Consider the following 25,987-nt stretch of genomic DNA (forward strand, 5'->3'; position numbering starts at 1 on the left):
CCGCGGATGCGTCAATCCCTGCTCCTCTAGGCTCGGTCGGGTGAGCCTCAGCAACGACGCCAGCACCCCCTCGTCCTCCGACCGGCGCGTGGTCCTCGTCGCGCCCGACAAGTTCCGCGGCTCGTTGAGCGCGCCCGAGGTGGTCGAGGCCGCCACAGCCGGAGCGCGTGCGGCCGGGTGGGACGTCATCGGTCTGCCGATGGCCGACGGGGGCGAGGGCATGCTCGACGCCTTCGGCGGCGCGAACCGCACGTCGAGCGTGACCGGGCCGACCGGGCAGCCGGTGCAGGCGCGGTGGCGCCTCGGGGAGGACGGTGTCGCGGTCATCGAGTCGGCGGCCGCGAGCGGGCTGGTGCTGGCCGGGGGCAAGGAGGGCAACGACCCCGTCGGCGCCACGAGCGCGGGCACCGGCGAGCTCATCGCCCAGGCCGCCCTCGCCGGGGCGCGCCGGATCATCGTCGGCCTCGGCGGCTCGGCCATGAGCGACGGAGGGCGCGGCGCGGTCGAGGCGACCCTCGCGGGCCTCGACGGTCGGCGTCCGGCCGACCTCGGCGCGGAGCTGCTCGCCGCGTGCGACGTGCAGACGCCCTTCGTCGAGGCGGCGCAGGTCTTCGGCCCGCAGAAGGGCGCGACCTCCGAGCAGGTCGTCGAGCTGACCGGGCGCCTCTTCGCGCTGCAGGGGGAGTATGTCGAGCGCTTCGGCGTCGACGTGTCGCTGACGTCGGGGGCGGGCGCGGCCGGTGGTCTCGGCGGGGGCCTGCTCGTGCTCGGCGGCGAGCTCGTCCCCGGCCTGCGGCTGGTCGCCGAGCAGGTCGGGCTGGAGGAGGCCGTGGGCCGCGCCGACGCCATCGTCACCGGCGAGGGGGCGCTGGACGCCGAGTCGTTCAACGGCAAGGTCGTCGGCGGCGTCGTCGACGCGGCCGAGCCCGAGGGCCTCCCGGTCGTCGTCGTCACCGGCGTCGTCCGGGACGACGCGCCGGCCACCCGGTTGGCCGGGCTGCGGGTGGTCGACCTGTCCGCGACCTACGGCGCGGCCGCCTCCTGGAACGACACGGCGGCCTGCATCCAGCGTGCCGTGACCGAGCAGCTCTCCACCCTCTGAGGCGCGCTAAACTACTGGCGAGAAACAAGTACCGCCAGTACCGCATACTTTGAGGGAGCCACCGTGGGCCACTACCGCAGCAACGTCCGCGACGCCGAGTTCATGCTGTTCGACGTCCTCGGACGCCAGGACATCCTCGGGACCGCGCCGTATGCCGAGATCGACGTCGACGTCGCGCGCGAGGCGCTGCGGGCGGTCGCCGACCTCGCCGAGGGCCCCCTCGGCGCGTCCTTCACCGAGTCCGACCGCACCCCACCCGTGCTCGACCCGGCCACCGGTGAGGTGAGCATGCCGGAGAGCTTCGTCACGTCATACCGGGCCTGGGTCGAGGGCGAGTGGTGGCGGCTGGAGATCGAGGAGGGCCTCGGCGGCACCCCCGCTCCCCCGAGCCTCACCTGGGCGATGTCCGAGCTGGTCCTCGGCTCCAACCCCGCGGTCAAGATGTTCGCCGCGGGCTACACCTTCGCCAACGTGCTCTACCGCCTCGGCACGCCGCAGCAGCAGCAGCTCGCCCAGCTCATGGTCGACCGGGCCTGGGGCGCGACGATGATGCTCACCGAGCCGGACGCCGGCTCCGACGTCGGCGCCGGGCGGACCAAGGCGGTCAAGGCCGGTGACGGCAGCTGGCACCTCAGCGGCACCAAGCGCTTCATCACCAGCGGCGTCGCCCCCTTCTACGACAACGTCCTGCACTTCGTGCTCGCCCGCCCCGAGGGTGCCGGGCCGGGCACCAAGGGACTGTCGCTGTTCATCGTCCCCGACCGGCACGTCACCGACCTCGAGACCGGCGAGCTGGGCGAGCGCAACGGCGTCCAGATCACCGCGATCGAGCACAAGATGGGCCTCAAGGTGTCGACGACCTGCGAGGTCGCGCTCGGAGAGGACGAGTCGCGACCGGCCGTCGGCTACCTGCTCGGCGAGGTGCACGACGGCATCGCGCAGATGTTCCGGATCATCGAGTATGCCCGGATGCTCGTCGGGACCAAGGCGATCGCCACGCTGTCGGCGGGCTACCAGGCGGCCCTCGGGTATGCCCGGGAGCGGGTGCAGGGCGCCGACCTCACCCAGATGGCCGACAAGACCGCGCCGCGGGTGACGATCACGAAGCACCCGGACGTGCGGCGCTCGCTGCTGCTGCAGAAGTCCTACGCCGAGGGGCTGCGGGCGCTCATGCTGTGGACCGCGAGCTTCCAGGACCAGGTGCACCAGGCGCAGGACCTCGCCGGCGACGACGACCTGCACGGTGCGGGCAGCGACGTCGCGATGGCGGCGCGGGTCAACGACCTGCTGCTGCCGCTGGTCAAGGGATGCGGGTCCGAGCGCGCGTTCACCCTCCTCGGCACGGAGTCGATGCAGACGCTCGGCGGGTCGGGCTTCCTGCAGGACTACCCCATCGAGCAGTACGTCCGCGACAGCAAGATCGACAGCCTCTACGAGGGCACGACGGCGATCCAGGGCATGGACTTCTTCTTCCGCAAGATCCTGCGCGACCGGGGGCAGGCGCTGGGGTATGTCGCCGCGCAGGTCCAGCAGACCGCGTCGGCGAGCGTCGACGACGGCTTGGGCGAGGTGCGCGGCGCGGTGCTGCGCGCGCTCGGTGAGGTGAACGCCATGGTGGAGTTCATGACCGCCAAGGCGGTGGAGTCGCAGGAGGAGCCGAGCGCGATCTATGCCGTGGGCCTCGGCACGACCCGTCTGCTCCTGGCCGCCGGCGACCTGCTCATCGGGTGGTTGCTGCTGCGCCAGGCCGAGGTGGCCCAGCGCCTGCTGGACTCCGGGGAGACCGGGGTCAGCGGGATCAGCGGCGCGGCCGACGGTGCCGGGGTGCGGGCCGGACGCGACGACGTGGCCTACCTCCAGGGCAAGGTCGTCGCGGCGCGCTTCTTCGCCACCGAGGTGCTGCCGCGCCTTGGCGCCGACCGGCGGATCATCACCTCCGTCGACGCCGACCACGTCACCTCGGTCATGAACCTCCCCGACGCCGGCTTCTGAGAGACGTCGGGAAGGCGCGAGGCCGGGGAGGATCCGTGCACACGCACCCCTCCTCACCGCATACCCGCACCAGGCCGGGGGAGGATCCGTACACACGCACCCCTCCTCACCGCATACCCGCACCAGGCCGGGGGAGGATCCGTACACACGCACCCCTCCTCACCGCATACCCGCACCAGGCCGGGGGAGGATCCGTACACACGCACCCCTCCTCACCGCATACCCGCACCAGGCCGGGAGGATCCGTGCACGCGCACCCATCCTCACCGCCGCCGGCTTCTGAGGACCGTGCCCCCGGGACGACCGCCGACTCAGGTGTAGCGCTTGAGGCGGAAGACGTAGGTGCGCATCATGACGTACATGAAGACCGCCTCGCAGGCCCCGGCGATGAGGCGCGCGGCCAGGTAGTGCACGCCCAGCGCCTCGAGGGTCGTGGACAGCGCGAGGATGAAGAGCAGGTAGTTGGCGACGACGGTGACGACGTAGCGGCCGGTCTGACGCCCGAGGGGGCCGTGGCTCTGGAAGTTGAGCCACCGGTTGAGCACGAAGGCGAGCCCGAAGGCCACGACGTACCCCGTCGTGACCGCGACCGGGTAGGGCCACCCGAAGACGTCGAAGAGCAGCGCCAGAAGCGTCAGGTCGATCGCATAGGTGGTGCCGCTGATCGCGGCGAACCCCACCGCGGTCTCGGGGACGAACCGCCGGACCGGCCCCGGGAGGACGGCGTAGGCCCGGGCGCGTGCCCGGGCGAAGGAGTCGGCGGCGCTCAGTAGCCGTCGCGGTGACGCACGTCGGCGTCCGTCTTGCGGTCGACGATCTCGCGGTGGGTGGTGTTGGTGCGCTGGGTGTTCATCACCAGGCCCAGCAGCAGCGAGAGCACACCGGCGGCCATGAGGATGTAGCCGATCATCACCAGGTTGACGCCGTCGACGGCGTTGCTGACGGCGAAGGACAGGATGGCGCCCACGACGAGCAGGAAGATACCGAGGCCGATGCCCATGAGTGATCCTTTCGGTTTGGTCGGGACCAGCCTAGCCCTCGGCTCTCACAGACGCCGGTCGGACAGCACGGGGAAGCCCTCCCGCACCCGCGCCACCTCGGCCACGTCGAGGTCGACCGAGAGCGTCTCCTCGCCGGCACCGGCCTCCGCCAGCACCCTCCCCGACGGGTCGACGACGGCGCTGTGCCCGCCCATCTCGACCCCGGCATGGGTGCCCGCCGTGTTGCCCGCGACGACGAAGCACTGGTCCTCGACGGCCCGGGCGCGCAGCAGCAGCCGCCAGTGCTCGACCCGCGCCATGGGCCACGCCGAGGGGATGAGGAAGAGCTCCGCGCCGCGGTCCAGCTGCTGACGGTAGAGCTCGGGGAAGCGCAGGTCGTAGCAGGTGGACAGGCCGACACGCAGGCCGTCGGCGGGCGCCGGGAGGTCGGTGACGACGAGCTCCGCGCCGGCCTCCATGAGCTTGGGCTCGCCCCCGCCGAAGCCGAAGCGGTGGATCTTGCGGTAGGTCGCGCACACCGCACCGCGCGGGTCCAGCACCACGGAGGTGTTCCACAGGTGGCGCCCCTCCTCCCCCGGCTCGGCGGTCCGCTCCACGACGGATCCGGTATGCACCACGGCCCCGATCTCCCGCGTCGCCTCGGCGATCGGCACCAGGGCCGGGGGCAGGTCGCCGTGCGCCAGCCCGGCGAGGTCCTGGCTGCGGTCCGCCCACTCCGAGGACGCGAAGCCCCCGGCGCTCCACAGCTCGGGCAGCAGCACGAGGTCGTGACCCGCCCCGTCGCGCCGCACGAGCCCGGCGGCCCGCTCGGCGCGCTCCTCGACAGACTCCTCGGCGCCCTCGGCATACCCGAGCTGGATGATGGCGACCTTCACCTGGTGCTCCTTCCCGCCAACCGCTGCAGGTGGGCGTTGTATGCCGCGAGCTCGGCGTCGTCGTCGCGCTCGGCCTGGCGGTCGGACCGGACGCTCTCCCGCTCGTCGCGGCGCATCCAGTCCACCATGACCATGAGGACGAGCACCACCGTCGGCAGCTCCCCGACACCCCAGGCGATGCCGCCGCCGACCTGCTGGTCGGCGAGCAGGTCGGGCACCCACGGCACCTCGATGGCCTTGTAGAACCCGGGCGCGAGCAGCCAGGTGCCCTGCATGAGCGCCAGCCCGAAGAAGGCGTGCGCCGCGAGCGTGCCGAGCAGCACCATGATGCGCAGCGGTGGCGACCACTTCGGGGGGCCCGGGTCCTGGCCGACGAGCGACCAGACGAAGGCGAAGCCGGCCAGGGAGAAGTGCACGATCATCAGCACGTGTCCGGTGTGCGTGGTGAGCGCGAGCTCCAGCAGGCCGGTCCAGTAGAACGCGATGAGGCTGGCGAAGAAGACGACCCCGGCGACGAGCGGGTTGGCGAAGACCGCGGCCCAGCGGGAGTGGACGACAGCGAGCAGGATCTCCCGCGGGCCGAGGGTCTTGTCGCGGCGGGCCGGGAGGGTGCGGTAGGCCAGGGTGATGGCCTGCGCCGGGACGAGGAAGATCGGGACGGCCATCATGAGCGCCATGTGCATGACCATGTGCTGGGAGAACATCACCCGCCCGTAGGCCGAGGGGGCACCGTTCGTGACGTAGGCGAAGATCCCCCAGCCGATCACCCAGACGAGCAGCCGCCACCACGGCCACCGGTCGCCGCGGCGCCACAGGCGCACGCAGGCGGCGGCATACAGGCCGACCGCGACGAGCGCGACGAGCAGGAAGAGCCAGTTGACCTGCCACACGTCGAGCAGCCTGGCGCTCTCGTAGGGCGGCGGCAGCGGGAAGCCGGTGAGTGCGTAGGCCGCGGTGTCGATGTCGCCGGAGGACTCGACCACCGGCGGTGGGGTGCGGGAGAGGACGGCGCCGAGCGCCACCGCGGCGCCCATCACGGCCAGCTCGCCGGCCGCGAGGGCCCCGAAGAGCCACGGCCGGTCGGCGCCGCGGGCGATGATCTCGCGCCGCTGCACCGCCCCGAAGGCGCCGAGCACGCCCAGCAGCAGGACCTTGGCCCAGATGAGCCACCAGTAGGCGCTCGTGAGGTCGCCGAGGTCGTCGACGGTGAGCAGCGCGAAGAGCAGGCCGGAGAGGGCGATGGCGGCGTAGCACCAGGTCGCGAGGGTGGAGTAGCGGCGCAGCGCGTCGGGCAGGGCGGTGCCGAGCACGCGGAGCAGCAGTCCCAGCGCCATGAGCCCGCCGACCCAGACCGTCATGCCCCCGAGGTGCAGCATGAGCGCGGTGACGGCCGTCTCGTGCCCGGCGGTGCCGCTCGCGTGACCGCCGTAGGAGAGCGGCAGCAGGGAGGTCAGCGCCAGGAGGGCCGCCCACGCGAGCGCGCCCCGGGTGCGCGCCACCGCCGCGGCCGCCACGAGGAGCAGCACGAGGACGGTCTCGATGAGCCGCAGCCGCATGAGCTCCAGGCCCCACAGGTTGGCGAGGAGGTCGGACCCATAGCCCGGGGCGCTCACGGGTATGCCGGCCAGGTCGCCGAAGCCGAGGACCAGGATGCCCGCCGAGGTCGCGGCCCACAGCAGCGCCGAGAGGGCGGCGATGCGGGCCGCCGTGCCGCGCCGGTCGGTGCCGCGGCCCTCGCGGACGAGGAAGGCCGCCACGACGAGCAGGCCGATGGTGAGGGCGGCGGCGAGATGGTGGACCACCTCGAGCACGACCATCCCCCAGCGCACGAGCGGCCCTGCGTCGCCGAGGACCAGGGGTGCCGCGGCCCCGCTGAGGGCGGCGGCGGGGATCGCCACGACGAGGGCGGTGAGGACGGTGATCACCGGCACCGTCCAGCGCACCGTGCCCGACCCCGTGGGCGCGCCGGACACCTCGGGGGTGACCGGGGGCACGGTGGGGGGCGACGACATACCTCCATGCTACGGAGGCCCCGACGAGGTTCGACGCGGCCCGGGCGGCGGTCGTTAGGCTGCGGGGATGGTCGTCCACCCCTCCCCGCCCGCTGACGTGCCCGGCTTCGTCGAGGCCTACCGCCAGGTGCTCATCTCCATGGTCAACGTGTGCGACGGGCTGCGCGAGGCCGAGTGGGACCTCCCCACCGACTGCCCCGGCTGGCGGGTCCGTGACCACGTCGCCCACACCGTGCACCTGGAGGACTACCTCTCCGGCTCCGAGCACCCCGTCCCCGACGAGGCGATCGAGGTCGGGTCGCCCGAGCACGTGCGCAACGACCTCGGCGTCTGGATGGAGCAAGGGGTCCGCTCCCGCGCCGACGTGGGCCCCGAGCAGCTCGTCGCCGAGCTGCGGGCACTGGTCGAGATCCGCAGTGCCGACCTCTACGCCCCGGACCTGGCGCTGGACTCGACGGTGCGCTCGGTGCGCGGCTCGGAGGCCCGCTTCGGGGGATCTGGTGCAGCTCCGGCTGTGCGACATCTGGACGCACGAGCAGGACATCCGGGAGGCGGTGGGACGCCCCGGGTCGCTCGACGGGGCGGGCGCGGCCCAGTGGACGGCCATGGTCCTCACCGCCCTCCCCCGGGTGGTCCTGCGTCGGGTCGCGCCCGAGCCGGGGACGGTCCTCATCCTCGAGAGCACCGGCCCGGTGACCGGCCGCGCCGGGGTCCGCATCGACGTCGACGAGGCGGGCGAGCCGGTGGCGCACGAGCTCTTCACCGGGCACTCCGCCGAGGAGGGCGACGACGTGCCCGTCACCGACGCCGGTGAGGAGGCGACGACCACGATCTCGCTGTCCACCCACGCCCTCGCCCGCCGCAGCGCCGGTCGCGCGAGCACCGAGGACACGGCGTACCACGTGCACGGCGACGAGGACCTCGCCCGCCGCGTGCTGGAGGCCCTCACTCTCACCCGGTGACACGCCCCCGCCCCACCCCGGCCGTCCCCACCCCGGCCCGCCCCACCACCCCCCCACCGCATCGGGAGTGACCACGGCCTAGCACGACCGTCATCGGCGAGATTCCCGATGAGGGTCGTGCTAGGCCGTGGTCGGTCCGGGTGGTAGGGGCTCAGCGGGTGCGGGTGCGGGCGGCGCGGCTGAACCACCACAGCCCGCCGACGAAGAGCGCGAGCACGGCCAGCACCGTCCCGGCCACCCACAGCCCCGGGGCCCACCCGATGGTCACGTCGAGGAGCACCCCGAAGAGCGCGATGAGCAGCCCGCCCTGACCGGCCAGGCGGGTGGCGCGGAACTGCGCCATGGCCTCGGCGCGGTCGGCCTCGCTGCCGGTGAGCAGGCGCGCGGCCGGCTCGAGGCGGCGGCTCACGGCGTGGAGCACGGCATACCCGAGGAAGAACCCGCACCCCAGCACGGCGACCCGGGTGTTACCGCGCGACAACCCGACGACGAGGACCACCAGCGCCGCGAGGGTGGTGAGCGCGGTGAAGATGCGGTCCTTGAGGCGGGGCCGGGGCATGGGGCGATGGTATGCCGTGCCTCCTCAGTGCTCCGTCTCCTCCCGACGGGGCCGGGGGGAGCCACCCTCGGTCACGGTGAGGGTCCGGGCCATCCGCTCCGTCGCCTTCTCCATCAGCGGCGCCATGCGCTCCTGCGGCGTGGTGCCCGTGACCAGGCCCATCCAGGTGGTGCCGGGGGTGGGCACGTACGCCTGGATGGTGTAGGCGCGCGTCCCGGTCCCCTCCAGGAGCTCGCGCCCGGTGTCGCTGACCGCCGCGGACAGCACGCCCACCGAGTGCGTACCGGGGAACTGACGGACCTCGGCGCCTCCGTCGGCCATGAGCTCGGCCAGCGCCGTGTCGGCCTCGATCGGCGCGGTCCGCACCCAGGCCAGGGTGAGCGAGCCCATGAGGAGCTCTCCACTACCACGGTCGTACCCGGCATCAGCCGCGGTGAGGACCGCACCGGCGAGGCTCGCCTGGGTGGCGATGCTGGTGAGCAGCTGGCGCAGGGACATCTGCTGGGCCGGGTCCAGGTTGGGCCACCCCGGTGTCGCGGTGCACGCCTTCTCGACGTCGGCGGACAGCTCGTGCCCTGTGCGCAGGACCTTCCAGCCGGGTGGGACCTGGACCCGGTAGCCGAACGGAGGCTCCCCGAAACCCATCTTCTCTCCCGGTCGGCCGAGGTCGTCCCATTCCAGCCGTCGCTCGTCCATGGGACCAGTCTGCCTCAGCGCGGCTCGACATGATCCTGCCATCCGACCCACTGGCGCGTTCATGCCGCACCAGGGTCTTGTCCGGTCGCTCCCGGCCGTGGCATCCTGGGGTCAGCGGTGGGGCGGCAGCAGTTCACACGACAGGGGCAACAGATGAGCGAGCCGGAGGACCCGGTCACCAACCCGTTGCGTGCCGAGCTCGATGAGCTCGTGCGCCGGGTGCGCCTGGCGACCGGTGAGGTCCCCGGTCTGAGCGGACCGCTCGAGGCCGTGGGCGACGGCGATGCCTGGAAGGGACCAGCAGCCCGCCGGTTCCGTGACGCTCACCTGGAGCCGGCACGGACTGGTCTCTACGGCCCGCTGGGCAGGTTGGTGGACGACGTCGAGTCAGCCAGGGACGGGCTCCCGCGCGAGGTCAGCCCGGAACGCGCCCGTGAGCTGCGCAGGGAATGGGGCCTGTGATGGGCACCGAGGTCGCGATCGATCACCGCAGCCTGCACGGCGCCAACGCCGACCTGGACCGGGTCGTGCGTGCGGTCGAGACGAACATCCGCACGCTACGTGCCGAGTTCACCCGGTTGGGCGTCCCCGGCCACAACATCGACGCCGTGCTCGGAGCCGAGGACGATCTCGACACCAGGGTCGTGCCTGCGCTGCGCCGCCGCGAGCGGGAGGCCGAGGAGCTGGCCAGGCTCCCCTACTCCGGCGCACTCCTGGACCAGCTGGCCGGGCGTGACCTGAGTGTCGACGAGCAGCCGATCTCGCCGGTGGAGACCTCGATCAGTGCGCTGACGGGCGGCACGACGAGCACGCCGCCACCCACCGAGTTCGTGCCTGAGCAGGCTCCGGAGCCGCCTCAGGAGGAGCCACCCCTGCTGTCGGTCGGTGGGATCAAGAAGCTGGGTGGCGACATCCTGGGGGGCATCAGAGATGGTGCCGAGTGGCTGGCCGGCAAGATCACCGAGGCCTGGGACACCCTCGCCGAGGAGGTCTCCAAGGCGTGGGAGGCGATGGCGGCCTGGTGGGACGAGGTTACCGCCGACCTGGGCGCCTGGATCGACGAGAACCTCGCCGGCGTCCGTGAGTGGATCAAGAACAACGTGATCATCCTGCGGATCATCGCCATCGTCCTCAAGGTCGTCGGCTGGATCCTCGTGGTCGTCGGCGCCGTGCTCCTCATCCTGGCCATCATCGCCAGCGCCACCGGCATCGGCGCCCTCGCCGGAGTGCCTAGCGCCGGCGTGGCACTCATCATCATGGGCATCGGAGGCAGCCTCATCGGCGCGGGCGACATGGTGGACACGGTCGCCGACTGGGGCGAGGGCAAGATCGACGGGCAGGAGCTCGTCCAGCAGCTCGCGATCGAGGGCGCCTTCACCCTCGTCTCCCTCCTCATCCCCGGTGGTGTCTTCCTCAAGCTCGGCAAGAAGCTCCTGGACGCTCTGCCCGCCTCGATGCGCCGCAAGATCGTCGACTTCCTCGCGCGTCTCTTCAAGCGGGACCAGCCGCCCACGCCCACGCCGCGCGGTCCCGGCCCGGACGACCTGCCGGGCAGCAACCGGCCCCTGGTGGGCGGGACCCCCGACAACCCCCGTCAGTACGAGTACGACAGCCCCGGCGAGTCGCTGCGGAACACCCCCGAGCCGGATCGTCTCGACCTCGACGACATCGACATGGGTGCGACCTACCCACCAGGATCTCGCGAGGCACTGCTCCAGCGCTGGCAGCGCTACCTGAACAGGTGCGAGGCCGAGGGCCGGACGCCGTGGAGCTGGGAGCGCTGGAGGGACAACACCATCGACAACTGGGCCCGGCAGAACAAGGGCGAGGCCTACGAGCAGGCCTTCTGGGACGACCACGGCTTCCGCGTCGAGGACGGGTGGAGCCGCAACACGGACGTGGAGCTGCCGGACGGCAGGACCCGCAACTACGACTACGTCGACGAGGCCAACGGCATCGCCTACGAGTTCAAGTCCGGCGGCAACCCGAGCCTGGCCCAGATCGAGAAGGACGCCGCGATGATCCGGGACCGTGACTGGACGATCATCTACATCCTCAGCGACGAGCCCAGCGCGGCGGCGCAACGTGCGATGCGCGAGGCCGGTATCGAGTGGGAGGTCTGGGCCGGGGTCGGCAGCCCCACCGGATAGTCTCGAACCGACAGCAGGTCGAGAGGACGGGAAGCAGCATGGCGTGGTGGAGGCGATCGCCCGGTGGCGACGACGAGGGGGGCGCGAAGCGATCCGGCGGGCGGGATGACTCAGGTGGCCCGGCCCAGGGTCTGCCGGCTTCCCGGGAGTTGTTCGAGACGTGGTTGGAGGACATGGACCCGAAGATCACCGGGTTCGAGATGTTCGGCCTCCCGAAAGGCTTCCAGGCACGGATCTACACCCGGGACGCCCTGGGCGATCTGCAGGACGTCATCCGTGACCGGCTGGCCACCCCGCAGGCCGTGACCGACGGCTCCGACACCGCCTTCGTCGACGGCGCCGTGCGCCTCATCGGGGAGACGATGATCCGCCACATCGGTGGGCACTGGCACTACACCACCGACCCCGACGTGAGCTGGCGAGGCCGGCCTGTCCTGGTCCTCGACGTCCCCCACATTACCGAGGACGACCCCGTCGACGTCCTGCGACTGGTCTCCGCGACCATCACACGCCCCGGCGACGACGTCCTGCTCGACGCCTTCGACATCAACCACGCCGCCAGACCCGACGCCACCGGCCCGGAGGCGACCGATCGGGGGATCGACACCCACCCCTCCGCCGAGCCCGGCACCCGCCTCGCGTCCTGGTTGGACACCATGGACACCGAGCTCCACACCTGGATGCACGGACCCGCCGCCCCCGCCGACCGATGGGACTACTCGCTCGACTCACTCACCACCCTGGGCCAGTGGATCCTCGACCGCTACCCCGAGGGCACCGACTGGCTGCGCGGCGACATCACCCCCGAGCAGGAGCACGAGCTCACCGGCGCCGTCCGCTACATCGGCCAGACCCTCCTCACCCACTACCCCGGACGCTGGTGGTACAGCGAGGGGGAGAAGGATGACCACAATCCTTTCAGCGGGACTGCCCGCATCTCCCGCGACGACCCCGAGACCCTCGAGCCCATCTCCGTCGTCCCCGAAGTCACCATCGGTGCCGTCCTGCGCCGACGTGAGCCTGACCGCATCCGCGAGAAGGCGCGGCAGTACGCCCCGAAGTAGCCTCGGGGACGCCCGAGAGTCGTCGGCCGCCGTGGGCACTCACGTAGGCTGCACGCCGTGACCGACACCTCTCCCGCCACGACCGCGCACCCCTCGCGCACCCGTCTGCTGCTGCCGCTGGACCTGCTGCGCGGCTTCCTCATCGGCATGGCCGAGCTCATACCCGGGGTCTCCGGCGGGACGGTGGCCCTGGTCACGGGGCTCTACGAGCAGCTCATCGGGTCGGCCTCCCACGTCGTCTCGGCCGCCAAGACCCTTGTCGTCGGGGGTGATCACGGCCGCGTCCGCGGAGCTGTCACCGAGCTGCGCCGGACCGACTGGTGGCTCCTCGTGCCCGTCATGGTCGGCATGGGCCTCGCCGTCGTGACGATGGCCGGGGTGATGAGCAGCTTCGTCACGGGCTCCCCCGAGCACGCGCGCGGGCTCTTCCTCGGCATGGTCGCGATGAGCGTCCTCGTACCCCTGCGGATGCTGCCGCAGCGCCGCCACCCCGCCGTCGTCGACGGCCTGCTCGTCGTGGGCGCGGCAGTCCTCGCCTGGACCCTCATCGGCCTCGCCGGAGGACAGACGATCGCCGAGCCCCCGCTGATCCTCGTCTTCGGCGCCGCGGCCGTCGCCATCTGCGCCCTCGTCGTGCCCGGCGTGTCGGGATCCTTCTTCCTGCTGGCCGTCGGCCTCTACACGACCACCCTCGACGCGGTCGACTCCCGCGACCTGGCCTACATCGCGGTCTTCGCGCTCGGCGCGATGACCGGCCTGGCGTCCTTCGTGCAGCTGCTCAGCTGGCTGCTCGACCGCCACCGGCGCTCGACGCTGCTGGTCATGTCGGGCCTGATGATCGGCTCGCTGCGGGCCCTCTGGCCCTGGCAGGAGTCCGCCGGGGACGACCACGGGCCGGGCGCGCTCGTCGCGCCCTACGACCCGGTCCTCATGCCCACCCTGCTGGCCCTGCTCGGGGCGGCGATCGTGGCCGTGCTCATCGTCGTCGAGGCGCGCAGCAGCGACGACCCCGGCGACGACGGCGCCGTCACCCGCGACTGAGCGAGCGGCATACCGGCCGCGACCGAGCGCGGACGGCAGACCCGGCTCAGAGCCAGGCCAGCGCCTTGGCCGGGTCCTCCATGAGCGCGGCGAGGTCGGCGAGGAACCTCGAGCCCAGCTCTCCGTCGATAAGGCGGTGGTCGAAGCTCACCGCGAGCTGGGTCACCCAGCGCGGCTCGATGCGCTCCTGCTCGCCCTCACCGACGACCCACGGCATCCGCCGGACCGCGCCGAAGCAGACGATCGCGGACTCCCCCGGGTTGATGATCGGGGTGCCGGTGTCGACGCCGAAGACGCCGACGTTGGTGATGGTGATGGTGCCGCCGGACATGTCGGCCGGCTGCGTGCGCCCCGCCTTGGCGGTCGCGACGAGGTCGGTCATCGCCTCGGCCAGCTGACGCAGGTCCATGAGGTCGGCGTCCTTGATGTTGGGCACGACGAGACCGCGGGGGGTCGCCGCGGCGATCCCGAGGTTGACGTAGTTGCGCTGCACGATCTGCTGCGCGTCCTCGTCCCACACGGCGTTCATCCCCGGGTTGCGGCGCACCGCCACGGTCATCGCCTTGGCGAGGACGAGCAGCGGGTTGATCCGCAGGTCACGATAGGCGCGGTCCGCCTTGAGCCGGTCGATGAGCTCCATCGTCCGGCTGACGTCGACGGTGATGAACTCGGTGACGTGCGGCGCGGTGAAGGCCGACCCGACCATCGCCTGCGCGGTGAGCTTGCGGACGCCCTTGACGTCGACGCGCTCCTCGCGCTCGCCGGAGCGGGACAGCATCGGGCGCTGGTATGCCGCAGCGCTGGACGGCGCGGGCGAGCCATCTGCGACGCTCGGTGGGGTCGAGGGGGAACCATCTGCGGCGCTCGGTGAGGTGGCCCCGGCGCCCGCCGAGCCCTGGAGGTCGGGGGTGGCTGGGGGGTATCCGGGGGGCGGAGCCCCCTGGAGGTAGGTGTCGATGTCGGAGCGCCGGACGATCCCGGTCGGGCCGGCCGCCGGGACGGCGTTGATGTCGACGCCGCGCTCCTGGGCGTACTTGCGCACCGGCGGCGACGCCTTGGCCTTGCGCTGCGGGGTGGCCGCGGCCTCCGCCTCGGCCCCGGAGGCACCGCTGCGTCGCTTGCGCCGGGTCGTCGAACCCTCGATCGCGCCATAGCCGACGAGCATGGCCTGCCGGGTGGTGCCGCCCTCCCCCCCGGCGGGCGGGGTGGGCACGAGGTCGGCCGCGGCGGCGGCGTCCTGCTCCTCGTCCGGCCCGCCGCTCCCCGCGGTGTCGCCCGCCCCGGTCGCACCGTCGCCGTCGGTCCCCGCACCGTCACCGGTGTCGATGACGACGATGCCCGTGCCGACCTCGACCTCCTCGCCCTCGGCGGCCAGGATCTTGGTCACCGTGCCCGCCCAGGGGATGGGCAGCTCGACGAGGGACTTGGCGGTCTCCACCTCGACGACGATGTCGTTGGTCCTGACGGTGTCGCCGACGGCGACCTTCCACTCGATGACGGTGGCCTCGACGAGGCCTTCACCGGGGTCCGGAAGCTTGAACTCGGGCACGGGGGTCGCCTCTCCTGAGATCTGGGCTGCTGCTGGGTTACGAGGTCAGTAGGCGAGCAGGGTCTCGACGGCGTGCAGGACGCGGTCGAGGTCGGGGAGGAAGACCTCCTCGTGCCGGCTCGGCGGGTAGGGGATGTTGTAGCCACCGACCCGCAGCACCGGGGCCTCGAGGTGGTAGAAGCAGTGCTCCTGCACGTAGGCGGCCAGCTCGGAGGTGATGCTGGCGAAGGTCTGGGCCTCGGACAACGCGATGCACCGGCCGGTCTTCTTCACCGACTCCTCGATGACCTCGGTGTCCAGCGGCGACAGCGAGCGCAGGTCGATCACCTCGATCGAGGGGCCGTCCTCGAGCTCCGCGGCCTGCGCCGCGGCGTGCGCGACTTTGACCATCGGGCCGTAGGTGAGGACGGTGACGTCGCTGCCCTCGACGCGCACGACGGCCTCGTCGAGCGCGTGCGGGGCGTTCTCCAGGGCACCGCCCTGGGCGCCGAGGTCGAGCACGCCGCGCTCGTGGTAGCGCCGCTTCGGCTCGTAGAAGACGACCGGGTCGTCGCTGGCGATCGCCTGCTGCATCATCCAGTAGGCGTCCTCGGTGCTGGAGCAGGTGACGACCCGCAGCCCCGCGGTGTGCGCGAAGTAGGACTCGTTGGACTCGCTGTGGTGCTCGACCGCGCCGATGCCGCCGCCGTAGGGGATGCGGATGACCATCGGCACCTTGAGGGCACCGAGGCTGCGGTTGTGCATCTTGGCGACCTGGCTGACGATCTGGTCGAAGGCGGGGTAGACGAAGCCGTCGAACTGGATCTCGACGACCGGGCGGTAGCCGCGGAGCGCCATACCGACCGCGGCGCCCATGATGCCGGCCTCGGCGAGCGGGGTGTCGATGACGCGGTCCTCGCCGAAGTCCTTCTGCAGGCCCTCGGTGATGCGGAAGACGCCGCCGAGCTTGCCGACGTCCTCACCCATGAGGACGACCTTGGGGTCGCGCTCCATCGCGGCGCGCATGCCGGCGTTGAGCGCCTTGGCGATCGTCATCCGGGTAGCGGTGCTGGTCTGCGTGCTCATCGCTGCCCCTCAGTCCTCGAAGCCGGACTGGTAGTCGGCGAAGGCCGCGGCCTCGCGCTCGATCAGGCGGTGCGGCTCGGCATACACGTGCGCGAACATCTCCTCGTGCGGCGGGTCCGGCATCGTCTGGCAGGCCCGGCGGATGCGGGTGGCGAGCTCGTCGGCCTCGGCGTCGATCTGCTCGATCCAGGCGTCGTCGATGGCGCCCTCCGCCCGCAGGTATGCCGTCATGCGGTCGATCGGGTCCTTCGCCTTCCAGGCGTCGACCTCGGCGGAGATGCGGTACTTCGTCGGGTCGTCGGAGGTGGTGTGGGCGCCCATCCGGTAGGTGAAGGCCTCGATGAGCGTGGGGCCCTGACCGGCCCGGGCACGGTCGAGGGCGTGGCGGGTGACGGCATAGCTGGCGAGCACGTCGTTGCCGTCGACCCGGATCCCGGGGAAGCCGAAGCCGTCGGCCCGACGGTAGGGCGGGATGGTGAACTGCCGGTCGTTGGGCTCGGAGATGGCCCAGTGGTTGTTCTGGACGTAGAACACGACGGGCGCGTTGGTCACCGCGGCGAAGACGAGCGACTCGTTGAAGTCGCCCTGCGCGGTGCCCCCGTCGCCGGTGAACGCCATGACCGCGGTGTCGCGCTCGGCGTCACCGGTGCCGACGTCGCCGTCCCGGCTGACCCCCATGGCGTAGCCGACGGCGTGCAGCATCTGGTTGCCGATGACGATGGTGTAGAGGTGGAAGTTGTTGGCGTTGGAGTCCCACCCGCCGTGGTTCACCCCGCGGAACATGCCGAGGAGGTTCTCCGGCGGCACGCCCTTGCACCAGGCGACGCCGTGCTCGCGGTAGCCGGGGAAGGCGTAGTCCTGCGGGCGCATCGCGCGGCCGGCCCCGACCTGAGCGGCCTCCTGGCCGAGCAGGCTGGGCCACAGCCCGAGCTCACCCTGGCGCTGGAGCGCGAAGCCCTCGGAGTCGACGCGGCGGACGAGGATGAGGTCGCGCAGGAAGCCGCGCAGCTCCTCGTGGTCGATCTCCTCGAGGTAGGCGGCGTACGGCTCGGTGGTCGGGGTCACCTCGACCCGGCTGCCGTCGGCGGCGAGGAACTGGACCATGTCCGGCCCGCCGTCGGTGATGTCCCGCTCCGGCGGCTCGTGGCCGCCGGTGGATACGGGTGCGCCCTGCGGCGCGACATCGTCGTCGCTCACGCGAAACTCCTTCGTGCTGTGGACTTGGCCGGAACGTTACCGCAGACGTCAACCTGACCTCGGGGCACGTCGCGTGGCCGCTCCGGGGCCTGGCCGGGAGTCAGTCGCGGCCGTCGGGCAGGAGCATCCCGACGAACATCGAGACGATCGAGACGACGATCGAGCCGAGCACGGCGTCCCACCAGAAGTCGTCGACGTGGAAGTCCAGGCCGAGCACCCCGGAGAGCCAGGAGGTCAGCACGAGCATGAGGGCGTTGACGATGAGCAGGAAGAGGCCCAGGGTCAGGACGATGAGGGGCAGCGAGAGCAGCTGGGCCAGCGGCCGGACGACGGCGTTGACGACGCCGAAGAGCGCCGCCACCCCGATGATGGTGAGGACCTGGCTCCAGCCCGACCCACCGAACTCGATGCCGGAGACGAGGGCAGAGGCGACCCAGAGGGCGACGCCGTTGGCGACGATCGTGGCGAGGAGTCTCATGCCGCCATCGTCCCACGCCTGGTGCGTCGGAGGGGCTGGCTACCCTGACCTCATGACCGAGCAGTCCAGCCCCGTCCGTCTGCGTACCGCCCTGGCCGGCGTCCCGGCCTACGTCCCGGGCAGGCCGCCGGCGCCGGTCGAGGGGGTCACGGCATACAAGATCTCCTCCAACGAGAACCCTCACCCGCCGCTGCCCTCGGTCCTCGACGCGATCGGGCAGGCGGCGGCGAGCGTCAACCGCTACCCGGACATGGGCGTTGTCGCCCTCACCGAGGCGCTCTCGGCCGACCTGGGCGTGCCCGCCGAGCAGATCGCCACCGGCACCGGCAGCGTCGCGGTCCTCACCCAGCTCGTCGCGATCACCTGCGACCCCGGCGATGAGGTGGTGTATGCCTGGCGCAGCTTCGAGGCCTACCCCATCGTCGTCGCGCTCTCCGGAGCAGTCTCGGTGCAGGTGCCGCTGGACGCGCAGGCACGCCACGACCTGGACGCCATGGCCGAGGCGATCACCGACCGCACCCGCCTCGTGCTCGTCTGCACCCCCAACAACCCGACCGGTCCGGCTGTCGGCGAGCAGGAGCTGCGCGCCTTCCTCGACCGGGTGCCCAGCGACGTGCTCGTCGTCATCGACGAGGCCTACCTCGAGTTCACGACCGAGGAGACCGTGCCGGACGCCCTGGCCCTCGCGCAGGAGCGACCCAACGTCGTCGTGCTGCGGACCTTCTCCAAGGCCTACGGGCTGGCCGGGCTGCGGGTGGGGTATGCCGTGGCGCACCCCGAGATCGCCACCGCGCTGCGCAAGGCCGCGACGCCGTTCGGGGTCACGGACCTCGCGCAGCAGGCGGCGATCGCGAGCCTCGACGCCAAGGACGAGCTCCTCGCGCGGGTCGGGGAGCTCGTGGCCGAGCGCGAGCGGGTCGTCGCGGCGCTGCGCGAGCAGGGGTGGGACGTGCCGCAGGCCCAGGGCAACTTCTGCTGGCTGCCGCTCGGCGAGGCCGCCGTGCCCTTCGCGCAGGCGGCCCAGGCCCGCGGGCTCATGGTGCGGCCGTTCGCCGGCGACGGCGTGCGCTGCACGATCGGGGAGACCGAGGCCAACGACCGGCTCGTCGAGGTGGCGCGGGAGTGGCTCTCGAACCGGGGATGAGTGCTGGGCCGCCGCCCGATCAGTGGCCGCGGCTGCCGACCGTGCGCCGCGTCACCATCGACACGACATACGTCATGCACCAGCTCGTGACCCCGACGAGGATCGTCGGGACCAGCACGCCCTGCCCCTCCTGCGCCACGGCCAGGCCGAAGAACCACGGCACGGTCATCCCGACCGCGCCCGCCGTCGCCATCATCCAGGCGCGCCCGCGGGGGCCGGCGATGAACTGTGCGGCGACCGCCATGATCGCGAGGTTGCCGTAGGCCATGAGCACCTGGAAGACCTCGCCCGACCCCCGCTCGACGCTCCACGACTGACCGGCGACCCAGGCGAGGATGCCACCGAGCAGCATGATCGGCAGGCCCTTGCGCAGGGAACCGGTGGCCACGGCGCTGGAGCCGTGGGGGGACAGAGTCATCGAGCCTCCTTCGTGGCGTCCACGATAGTCGGCCTCCCGGCCGGAGCGTCCCACCCCGGCGTTACGATCCCGGGGAAGGTGTCCGTCACTCGAGGGAGAGCACGAACCGATGGAGGAGACGATCCAGCCGGCCGAGGACGTCGTCGACGCGATGCCCGAGGTGCTCTCCCTGGCGCAGTCCTTCCCGCAGGTGGGGCGCCGGGAGTGGGAGGAGCAGGTCGTCCGTGTCCTCAACCGGCGCCGCCCCGCCGACCGGCAGCTCTCCGTCGAGCAGTGCCTGGAGGCGCTGCGCACCCGCACCGTCGACGGCCTGCAGATCGAGCCGGTCTACTCCCCCGCCCGCAGCGACCACGACCTCGGCGACCACGACCTCGGCGAACCCCACCGTGCCCGCACCGACCTGGGCGAGCCGGGGGTAGCGCCGTTCCGCCGCGGGACCACCGTGCGCACCGACGGCAGCTGGGACGTCCGGGCCCTGCACGACGACCCCGACACCGCCGCCGGTGCGGGCGCCGTGCTCGCCGACCTCGAGCGCGGCGCGACTCCCTGTGGATCAGGTCGGGCGCGGCGCCGTCGCGCCCGACGACCTGGGGCGGCTGCTGGCCGGCGTGGAGCTCGACCTCGCCCCCGTCGTCGTCTCCAGCGAGGACGACCAGCAGGCCAGCGCGCGGGCCCTGCTCGCTGTCTCCACCGAGCGGGGTGTGCCGCTGGCCCCCGGCAGCAACCTCGGCCTCGACCCGCTGGCGCTCGCTGCGGTCACGGAGAGGCCCGTGGAGGACGCGGGGGTGGGTGAGCTGGCCCGCCACGTCCTCGCCGACCACCCCGGGGTGCGGGCGCTGACCGTGGACGCGACGGCATACCACGACGCAGGTGGGGCTGACGTCGACGAGCTCGGCCTCGCGATCGCGGGTGGTATCGCCCACCTGCGCCTCCTCGACGCCGCCGGGGTCGACCCGACGACGGCTGCCGACCAGATCGACTTCCGGGTGTCGGCGAGCGCCGACCAGTTCCTCACCATCGCCCGGCTGCGGGCGCTGCGGGTGCTGTGGTCGAGGGTGCTGCAGGAGTGCGGCGTGCCGGCGCCGCGGCGCGGAGCCCGGCAGCACGCGGTGACGTCCTGGCGGATGCTCACCCGGGACGACCCATGGGTCAACATGCTGCGCGCGACGACAGCGACCTTCGCCGCTGCGGTCGGGGGTGCGGAGGCCGTCACCGTGCTCCCCTTCGACCACGTCCACGGTTACCCCGACGCCTTCTCCCGGCGGGTGGCGCGCAACACGCAGGTGATCCTCGCCGAGGAGGCCGGGATCGGGCGCGTCACCGACCCGGCAGGGGGCTCGGGCTATGTCGAGTCCCTCACCGACGACCTCGCCGCCCGCGCCTGGGAGCTCGTGCAGCGGGTCGAGGCCGAGGGCGGTCTCGCACGGGCGCTCGACGGGTCCTCGCTCGTCGCGGACGTCCTGGCCGCCAGCAGCGCGGAGCGGGCCCGCCGCATCGCCGACCGGAGCGCGCCGATCACCGGGGTGAGCAGCTTCCCGGCGGTCGACGAGGCTCCGCTGGAGCGCGTGCCGCGGCCCGAGCCGGTGTCCGGCGGGCTGCCACGGGTGCGCGACGCCGCGGTCTTCGAGGCGCTGCGCGACCGCTCGCGCACACATGCAGAGCAGCACGGCACGCCTCCCCAGGTGGTGCTGGCGGGCATCGGCGCCCGACGCGACTTCGGGGCCCGCGAGACCTTCACCGCCAGCCTGCTCGCCGCCGCCGGGATCCGCGGGGTGCTCGTCGAGGGGACGGACGCCGAGGTCTTCGCGGCGGCGGTCCGCGACACCGGGTCGCCGGTGGCGATCCTCACCTCCTCCGCCGACCGGTATGCCGAGCACGGCCCCGCCGTCGCCCGCGCCCTGCGCGACGCCGGCGCGACCCAGGTCCTCCTCGCCGGCGCCGAGCGCGAGCTGGCCCCTCGCCGGGCCGACGGTGACAGCGACCTTGCCCCTGCCCCTGCCCCCGACCCCCATGGCCGCGCCACGCCCGACGCAGACACCGACGGCCCTCTCGTCGACGGCACGGTGCACGCGGGGATGGACGTCGTCGCCTTCCTCGACGCCCTGCTCGACACCCTGAAGGTGGCCCGGTGACGATCCCCGACTTCAGCCAGGTCCCGCTCACCCTTGTGCCCTCCGGCCACCCCGACCCCGACCCCCACGCCGACCCCCACGCCGACTCCGACCCCTCCTCCCCCGACCGAGCGTCGCAGATGGTCGCCCCCGACCCCCACCGAGCGTCGCAAATGGCTGCCGACGACGAGGCCGGCGGCGCGGCATACCCGGAGCTGCCCGAGCCGTGGCACACCCCCGAGCACATCGAGGTCGCCGCGGTCTACGGGCAGGCCGACCTGGCGCCGCTGGACTTCCTCGACACCTGGCCGGGGCTGCCGCCGTTCCTGCGCGGCCCCTACCCGACGATGTACGTCAACCAGCCGTGGACGATCAGGCAGTATGCCGGGTTCTCCACCGCGCAGGAGTCCAACGCGTTCTACCGCCGCAACCTCGCGGCCGGGCAGAAGGGCCTGTCGGTCGCCTTCGACCTGGCGACCCACCGCGGCTACGACTCCGACCACCCCCGTGTCGAGGGCGACGTCGGCATGGCCGGGGTGGCGATCGACTCGATCCTCGACATGCGCCAGCTCTTCGACGGCATCCCGCTGGACCAGATGTCGGTGTCGATGACGATGAACGGTGCCGTGCTGCCGATCCTGGCGTTGTATGTCGTGGCCGCGGAGGAGCAGGGGGTGGCGCCGGAGCTGCTCTCGGGGACGATCCAGAACGACATCCTCAAGGAGTTCATGGTCCGCAACACCTACATCTACCCGCCCGGGCCCTCCATGCGGATCATCTCCGACATCTTCGCCTTCACCAGCGCGCGGATGCCGCGGTTCAACTCGATCTCGATCTCCGGCTACCACATCCAGGAGGCCGGGGCCACGGCCGACCTGGAGCTGGCCTACACCCTGGCCGACGGGGTGGAGTACCTCCGCGCCGGTCAGGCCGCGGGCCTGGACGTCGACGCCTTCGCGCCGCGCCTGTCCTTCTTCTGGGGCATCGGGATGAACTTCGCGATGGAGGTCGCCAAGCTGCGGGCGGCCCGGCTGCTGTGGGCGCGTCTCGTGCAGCGGGTCGGCGCGCAGGACCCGAAGTCGCTGTCGCTGCGCACCCACAGCCAGACCTCCGGGTGGTCGCTCACCGCGCAGGACGTCTACAACAACGTCACGCGCACCTGCATCGAGGCGATGGCGGCGACGCAGGGGCATACCCAGTCGCTGCACACCAACGCCCTCGACGAGGCGATCGCGCTGCCGACCGACTTCAGTGCCCGCATCGCCCGCAACACCCAGCTCTTCCTCCAGCAGGAGTCCGGGACGACGCGGGTCATCGACCCGTGGGGCGGCAGCGCCTACATCGAGCGACTCACCCACGACCTCGCGCGCGCCGCGTGGGCGCACATCGAGGAGGTCGAGGAGGCAGGGGGTATGGCGTCGGCCATCGAGGCGGGCATCCCCAAGATGCGGGTCGAAGAGGCGGCAGCGCGCACCCAGGCGCGGATCGACGGCGGGACCCAGCCGCTCATCGGGGTCAACCGCTATCCGTTGGAGCACCCGGAGAGCCTCGACGTCCTCAAGATCGACAACGCCCAGGTGCGCCGCGACCAGCTCGCCAAGCTCGAGCGGCTGCGCGCCGAGCGCGACGAGGACGCCTGCCGGCGGGCGCTGACGGCGCTGACGGCCGGGGCGCGCGCGGCCATGGAGTCCGAGAGCGCACCGGACTCCGGCGACCTCTCCGGCAACCTGCTCGCCCTGGCCATCGACGCCGCCCGCGCGCACGCGAGCGTCGGCGAGATCTCGGATGCGATGGAGGAGGTCTTCGGCCGGTTCACCGCGCAGGTGCGGACCATCAGCGGTGTCTACGCGAAGGAAGCCATGGGATCGACCGGAGCGGGCTCGCTGGAGCGGACGCTGGCGTTGGTGGAGGACTTCGAGGCCGAGGAGGGCCGCAGGCCGCGGATCCTCGTGGCGAAGATGGGCCAGGACGGCCACGACCGGGGGCAGAAGGTCATCGCCACCGCCTTCGCCGACCTCGGCTTCGACGTCGACGTCGGCCCGCTCTTCCAGACCCCGGGCGAGGCAGCACGGCAGGCGGTGGAAGGTGACGTGCACGTCGTCGGCGTCTCCTCGCTCGCCGCCGGCCACCTCTACCTCGTGCCCGCGCTGCGGCGCGAGCTCGACGCCCTGGGCCGGGAGGACATGATGATCGTCGTCGGCGGGGTCATCCCCGAGGGCGACATGGCCCAGCTGCACGAGCTCGGTGCGGACGCGATCTACCCGCCGGGCACCGTCATCCCCGTCGCTGCCGCCGAGCTCGTGGGGCAGCTCGCTCAGCGGTTGGGGCATCGGGAGGGTGACGGGACGGCCGGGCGGGCGGGTGCCTAGGCCGGTCGATGTCGATGCCCTCGCGGAGGGTGTCGTCTCGGGTTCGCGCGGGCACCTCGCGCGCGCCATCACCCTGGTCGAGTCCACCCATCCCGACCACCGGACCGCCGCCCGGGAACTGCTGCGGCGACTGACTCCGACGGTCGGCGACTCGGCATACCCGCAACCCGACCCGACGACGCACGACCGGGAGACGACCCACGACCCGGAGCCGGCGTCGGCGTCGGCGTCGGCGTCGGAGCCGGCGTCGGACTCGGAGCCGGTGGACGGTCCACCCACGACCGCGGCGCCCTCCACCGTGACCTCGGTGCGCCTCGGCATCTCCGGGGTGCCGGGCGCGGGGAAATCGACCTTCATCAACGCGCTGGGCTTGCGCCTCATCGAGGAGGGGCATCGCGTCGCCGTGCTGGCGGTCGACCCGTCGTCGGCGAGGTCCGGAGGGTCGATCCTCGGCGACCGGACCCGCATGGGTGAGCTGACGACGTCGCCTGACGCCTTCGTGCGTCCGTCGCCGACCGGTCTGCACCTCGGCGGCGTGGCGCGGGCGACGCGCGAGTCGATGATCGTCGTGGAGGCCGCGGGGTTCGACGTCGTCATCGTCGAGACCGTCGGGGTGGGGCAGTCCGAGGTAGCGGTCGCCGAGATGGTCGACACCTTCCTCCTGCTCGCGCTGGCCCGGGCCGGCGACCAGCTGCAGGGCATCAAGCGCGGCATCCTGGAGATCGCCGACGTCATCGCGGTCAACAAGGCGGACGGTCCGCACGAGGCCGAGGCCCGGGGCACAGCGCGGGAGCTGGCGATCGCCATGCGCCTCCTGCGGGGCGGGGACGGCGAGCGCCGGGTGCCGGTGCTCACCTGCAGCGCGCTGCACGGCGACGGTCTCGACGAGGTATGGCGCGAGGTCCTCGCCCACCGCTCCCACCTCGAGTTATCCGTCGAGGGTGGGCTGGCGCGTCGGCGCGGCGAGCAGCAGCTGCAGTGGCTGTGGGCCTTGTTGCAGACCGAGCTGTGGTCGACCTTCCGCGGGTCTCCTGCAGTGCGCGAGGCCGCCGCGGGGGTGGAGCGCGAGATCCGCGAGCAGCGGCTCAGCGCCGTCGAAGGTGCGGGCCGCATCCTGGAGGCTTTCGCGCAGGAGGCGCCGCAGCTTCCCTGGGCCCGCTGACTGGCCGCACCGGTTGCTCTGACCGGGCTACTGATGTGCCGCACCCGCAGCTCTCCCCGGTCCGCTGACCCGCCGCACCCGCAGATCTCCCCGGTCCGCTGACCTGTAGTACCCGCTTGCCTAGACCCCGCTGAGCCACAACCCGGGCGCGACCGTCGACTGCTGGCTGCACCCCAGCTCCACGCGCGCGAGCGCTGCTCGCACCCAGGTCGTCCACACCCCCGATGCGCTCGGCCCGTTATCCCCAGACTGGGCGTGTCACCTTCCATTGATCGAACACGTGTTCTATTCTGAGATCAGATGAAGCACCACGCAACCACCGGGGGGTGGTCGCGGATCGGGAAGGGGGTGCCATCGTGGCGATCGCCAGCACTGCCGACCGAGCGCGAGCCCGCGCCCTGCTCGAGCACGCTCTGACGATGTCGGGGATGAGCCCGACGGGACCGCCGCCGTTCTGAGCGGTCAGCCCTCGTGCGCCGGAGTGATCGACTCCCCTGCATAGGACACGATCTGGCCGGGGCGGATCTGGGTCCCGCGCCGCATGACGACCTCCCCGTCGACCGTGACCTCACCGTTCTCGATGACCATGCGCGCCATGGCACCGTCCGGCACCACCCCGGAGAGCTTGAGCAGCTGACCCAGGCGGATGCTCTGGTCGCGGATCCCGACGGTGGCGACGTCGCCGCCCTCGGCGGTCTCGGCAGCGGCACTCTCCGCACCCTCGACGAGGTCTGCGTGCTCGGGGTGCTGGGCGATGTAGTCCGGCACGAACGGGCATGTCGGCCGCACCCGCAGGCCCTCGGCGCGCGCATACTGCAGCGCCTCCTCGACCAGCCGACCGCCCAGTCCCTGGCCGCGCGCGGCGGGGTCGACGACGGAGTGCTGCAGGTCCAGGACGCCGTCGGCGAGCGCGTACGAGAGGTATCCGATGGACCGGTCGGCATCATGAGCTTCCCAGCGGTCCTGCTCGGCGAGGTGGACGATCTGCGTCATGGTCCAAGGGTATGCCGCCGGGACCCTGAGCGGCGTCCCGGCGGCCC

Annotated in this window: 24 protein-coding genes and 1 pseudogene; 12 read left to right on the forward strand and 13 right to left on the reverse strand. The window is 72.3% G+C overall.

Features of this window, described 5'->3' with window-relative positions; translation table 11 throughout:
• The first annotated feature begins 40 nt into the window (after positions 1-40).
• Both FA582_RS13680 and FA582_RS13685 read left to right on the forward strand, forming a co-directional pair.
• Complete coding sequence (locus tag FA582_RS13680) at positions 41-1,102, forward strand: glycerate kinase (protein ID WP_010147298.1); 1,062 nt, start codon at positions 41-43, stop codon at positions 1,100-1,102.
• A gap of 63 nt (positions 1,103-1,165) precedes the next feature.
• Positions 1,166-3,094, forward strand: coding sequence for an acyl-CoA dehydrogenase (locus tag FA582_RS13685; protein WP_010147299.1), 1,929 nt, complete (start codon positions 1,166-1,168; stop codon positions 3,092-3,094).
• Between the two features lie 311 nt (positions 3,095-3,405).
• On the opposite strand, the gene FA582_RS13690 is transcribed toward FA582_RS13685, so the two are convergent.
• The 4 genes from FA582_RS13690 to FA582_RS13705 all read right to left on the reverse strand — a co-directional run bounded on the left by FA582_RS13690 (position 3,406) and on the right by FA582_RS13705 (position 6,982).
• Positions 3,406-3,774, reverse strand: coding sequence for a GtrA family protein (locus tag FA582_RS13690; RefSeq protein ID WP_010147435.1), 369 nt, complete (start codon positions 3,772-3,774; stop codon positions 3,406-3,408).
• 86 nt (positions 3,775-3,860) lie between these two features.
• Positions 3,861-4,094 carry a DUF6458 family protein gene (locus tag FA582_RS13695; protein ID WP_010147436.1) on the reverse strand — a complete coding sequence of 78 codons (234 nt, stop codon included), beginning with the start codon at positions 4,092-4,094 and terminating at the stop codon, positions 3,861-3,863.
• Positions 4,095-4,139: 45 nt separating this feature from the next.
• Positions 4,140-4,970, reverse strand: coding sequence for a carbon-nitrogen family hydrolase (locus tag FA582_RS13700; RefSeq protein WP_010147437.1), 831 nt, complete (start codon positions 4,968-4,970; stop codon positions 4,140-4,142).
• Positions 4,967-6,982 (reverse strand): bifunctional copper resistance protein CopD/cytochrome c oxidase assembly protein, encoded by a 2,016-nt coding sequence (locus FA582_RS13705; protein WP_010147438.1) that lies wholly within the window; start codon positions 6,980-6,982, stop codon positions 4,967-4,969. Before FA582_RS13705 ends, FA582_RS13700 begins: the two co-directional genes overlap by 4 nt.
• A gap of 139 nt (positions 6,983-7,121) precedes the next feature.
• Between FA582_RS13705 and FA582_RS17750 the strand changes: the two are divergent.
• Together FA582_RS17750 and FA582_RS17250 are read left to right on the forward strand one after the other, a co-directional pair.
• Positions 7,122-7,400 (forward strand): annotated as a pseudogene (locus tag FA582_RS17750) (maleylpyruvate isomerase N-terminal domain-containing protein); the annotation flags it as partial.
• An 82-nt stretch (positions 7,401-7,482) separates the two neighbouring features.
• Entirely contained in the window at positions 7,483-7,944 is a 462-nt protein-coding gene (locus tag FA582_RS17250; protein ID WP_238705446.1) for a hypothetical protein, read from the forward strand.
• A gap of 151 nt (positions 7,945-8,095) precedes the next feature.
• Here FA582_RS17250 and FA582_RS13715 read toward each other — a convergent pair whose 3' ends face one another.
• Entirely contained in the window at positions 8,096-8,503 is a 408-nt protein-coding gene (locus FA582_RS13715; protein ID WP_010147440.1) for a hypothetical protein, read from the reverse strand.
• A 24-nt stretch (positions 8,504-8,527) separates the two neighbouring features.
• A complete protein-coding gene (locus tag FA582_RS13720; protein WP_010147441.1) occupies positions 8,528-9,199 on the reverse strand; it encodes a hypothetical protein in 672 nt (223 codons plus the stop codon).
• Between the two features lie 153 nt (positions 9,200-9,352).
• Here FA582_RS13720 and FA582_RS13725 point away from each other — a divergent pair, with 153 nt between their 5' ends.
• The 4 genes from FA582_RS13725 (at position 9,353) to FA582_RS13740 (ending at position 13,454) form a co-directional block, all read left to right on the forward strand.
• Entirely contained in the window at positions 9,353-9,661 is a 309-nt protein-coding gene (locus tag FA582_RS13725; RefSeq protein ID WP_010147442.1) for a hypothetical protein, read from the forward strand.
• Positions 9,661-11,349: a hypothetical protein gene (locus FA582_RS13730; RefSeq protein ID WP_010147443.1), complete on the forward strand. Its 1,689-nt coding sequence runs from the start codon at positions 9,661-9,663 to the stop codon at positions 11,347-11,349. Before FA582_RS13725 ends, FA582_RS13730 begins: the two co-directional genes overlap by 1 nt.
• A gap of 173 nt (positions 11,350-11,522) precedes the next feature.
• Positions 11,523-12,413: a hypothetical protein gene (locus FA582_RS13735; RefSeq protein WP_010147444.1), complete on the forward strand. Its 891-nt coding sequence runs from the start codon at positions 11,523-11,525 to the stop codon at positions 12,411-12,413.
• 57 nt (positions 12,414-12,470) lie between these two features.
• A complete protein-coding gene (locus tag FA582_RS13740; RefSeq protein WP_010147446.1) occupies positions 12,471-13,454 on the forward strand; it encodes a DUF368 domain-containing protein in 984 nt (327 codons plus the stop codon).
• Between the two features lie 46 nt (positions 13,455-13,500).
• On the opposite strand, the gene FA582_RS13745 is transcribed toward FA582_RS13740, so the two are convergent.
• The 4 genes from FA582_RS13745 to FA582_RS13760 form a co-directional block, all read right to left on the reverse strand.
• Entirely contained in the window at positions 13,501-15,003 is a 1,503-nt protein-coding gene (locus tag FA582_RS13745) for a dihydrolipoamide acetyltransferase family protein (RefSeq protein ID WP_010147448.1), read from the reverse strand.
• A gap of 45 nt (positions 15,004-15,048) precedes the next feature.
• A complete protein-coding gene (locus tag FA582_RS13750; RefSeq protein WP_010147450.1) occupies positions 15,049-16,068 on the reverse strand; it encodes an alpha-ketoacid dehydrogenase subunit beta in 1,020 nt (339 codons plus the stop codon).
• A gap of 9 nt (positions 16,069-16,077) precedes the next feature.
• Positions 16,078-17,265: a pyruvate dehydrogenase (acetyl-transferring) E1 component subunit alpha gene (gene pdhA / locus FA582_RS13755; RefSeq protein ID WP_010147452.1), complete on the reverse strand. Its 1,188-nt coding sequence runs from the start codon at positions 17,263-17,265 to the stop codon at positions 16,078-16,080.
• A gap of 100 nt (positions 17,266-17,365) precedes the next feature.
• Entirely contained in the window at positions 17,366-17,743 is a 378-nt protein-coding gene (locus FA582_RS13760) for a phage holin family protein (protein ID WP_010147453.1), read from the reverse strand.
• A gap of 52 nt (positions 17,744-17,795) precedes the next feature.
• Here FA582_RS13760 and hisC point away from each other — a divergent pair, with 52 nt between their 5' ends.
• Positions 17,796-18,887 (forward strand): histidinol-phosphate transaminase, encoded by a 1,092-nt coding sequence (gene hisC, locus FA582_RS13765; protein ID WP_010147454.1) that lies wholly within the window; start codon positions 17,796-17,798, stop codon positions 18,885-18,887.
• Between the two features lie 19 nt (positions 18,888-18,906).
• On the opposite strand, the gene FA582_RS13770 is transcribed toward hisC, so the two are convergent.
• Entirely contained in the window at positions 18,907-19,305 is a 399-nt protein-coding gene (locus FA582_RS13770; protein WP_010147455.1) for a hypothetical protein, read from the reverse strand.
• Between the two features lie 85 nt (positions 19,306-19,390).
• Positions 19,391-19,786 carry a hypothetical protein gene (locus FA582_RS16770; RefSeq protein ID WP_202980106.1) on the reverse strand — a complete coding sequence of 132 codons (396 nt, stop codon included), beginning with the start codon at positions 19,784-19,786 and terminating at the stop codon, positions 19,391-19,393.
• A 67-nt stretch (positions 19,787-19,853) separates the two neighbouring features.
• On the opposite strand from FA582_RS16770, the gene FA582_RS13775 reads away from it, so the two are divergent.
• The 3 genes from FA582_RS13775 to meaB all read left to right on the forward strand — a co-directional run bounded on the left by FA582_RS13775 (position 19,854) and on the right by meaB (position 24,947).
• Entirely contained in the window at positions 19,854-21,437 is a 1,584-nt protein-coding gene (locus FA582_RS13775) for a methylmalonyl-CoA mutase family protein (RefSeq protein ID WP_202980107.1), read from the forward strand.
• Positions 21,438-21,589: 152 nt separating this feature from the next.
• Positions 21,590-23,785 (forward strand): methylmalonyl-CoA mutase, encoded by a 2,196-nt coding sequence (gene scpA / locus FA582_RS13780; protein ID WP_238705479.1) that lies wholly within the window; start codon positions 21,590-21,592, stop codon positions 23,783-23,785.
• Complete coding sequence (meaB, locus tag FA582_RS13790) at positions 23,778-24,947, forward strand: methylmalonyl Co-A mutase-associated GTPase MeaB (protein ID WP_029540759.1); 1,170 nt, start codon at positions 23,778-23,780, stop codon at positions 24,945-24,947. The genes scpA and meaB overlap by 8 nt, the downstream gene beginning before the upstream one ends.
• Positions 24,948-25,409: 462 nt before the next feature.
• Here meaB and FA582_RS17585 read toward each other — a convergent pair whose 3' ends face one another.
• Complete coding sequence (locus FA582_RS17585; RefSeq protein WP_010147459.1) at positions 25,410-25,940, reverse strand: GNAT family N-acetyltransferase; 531 nt, start codon at positions 25,938-25,940, stop codon at positions 25,410-25,412.
• Between the last annotated feature and the right edge of the window lie 47 nt (positions 25,941-25,987).

Source organism: Serinicoccus profundi, assembly GCF_008001015.1.
GTDB lineage: Bacteria > Actinomycetota > Actinomycetes > Actinomycetales > Dermatophilaceae > Ornithinicoccus > Ornithinicoccus profundi.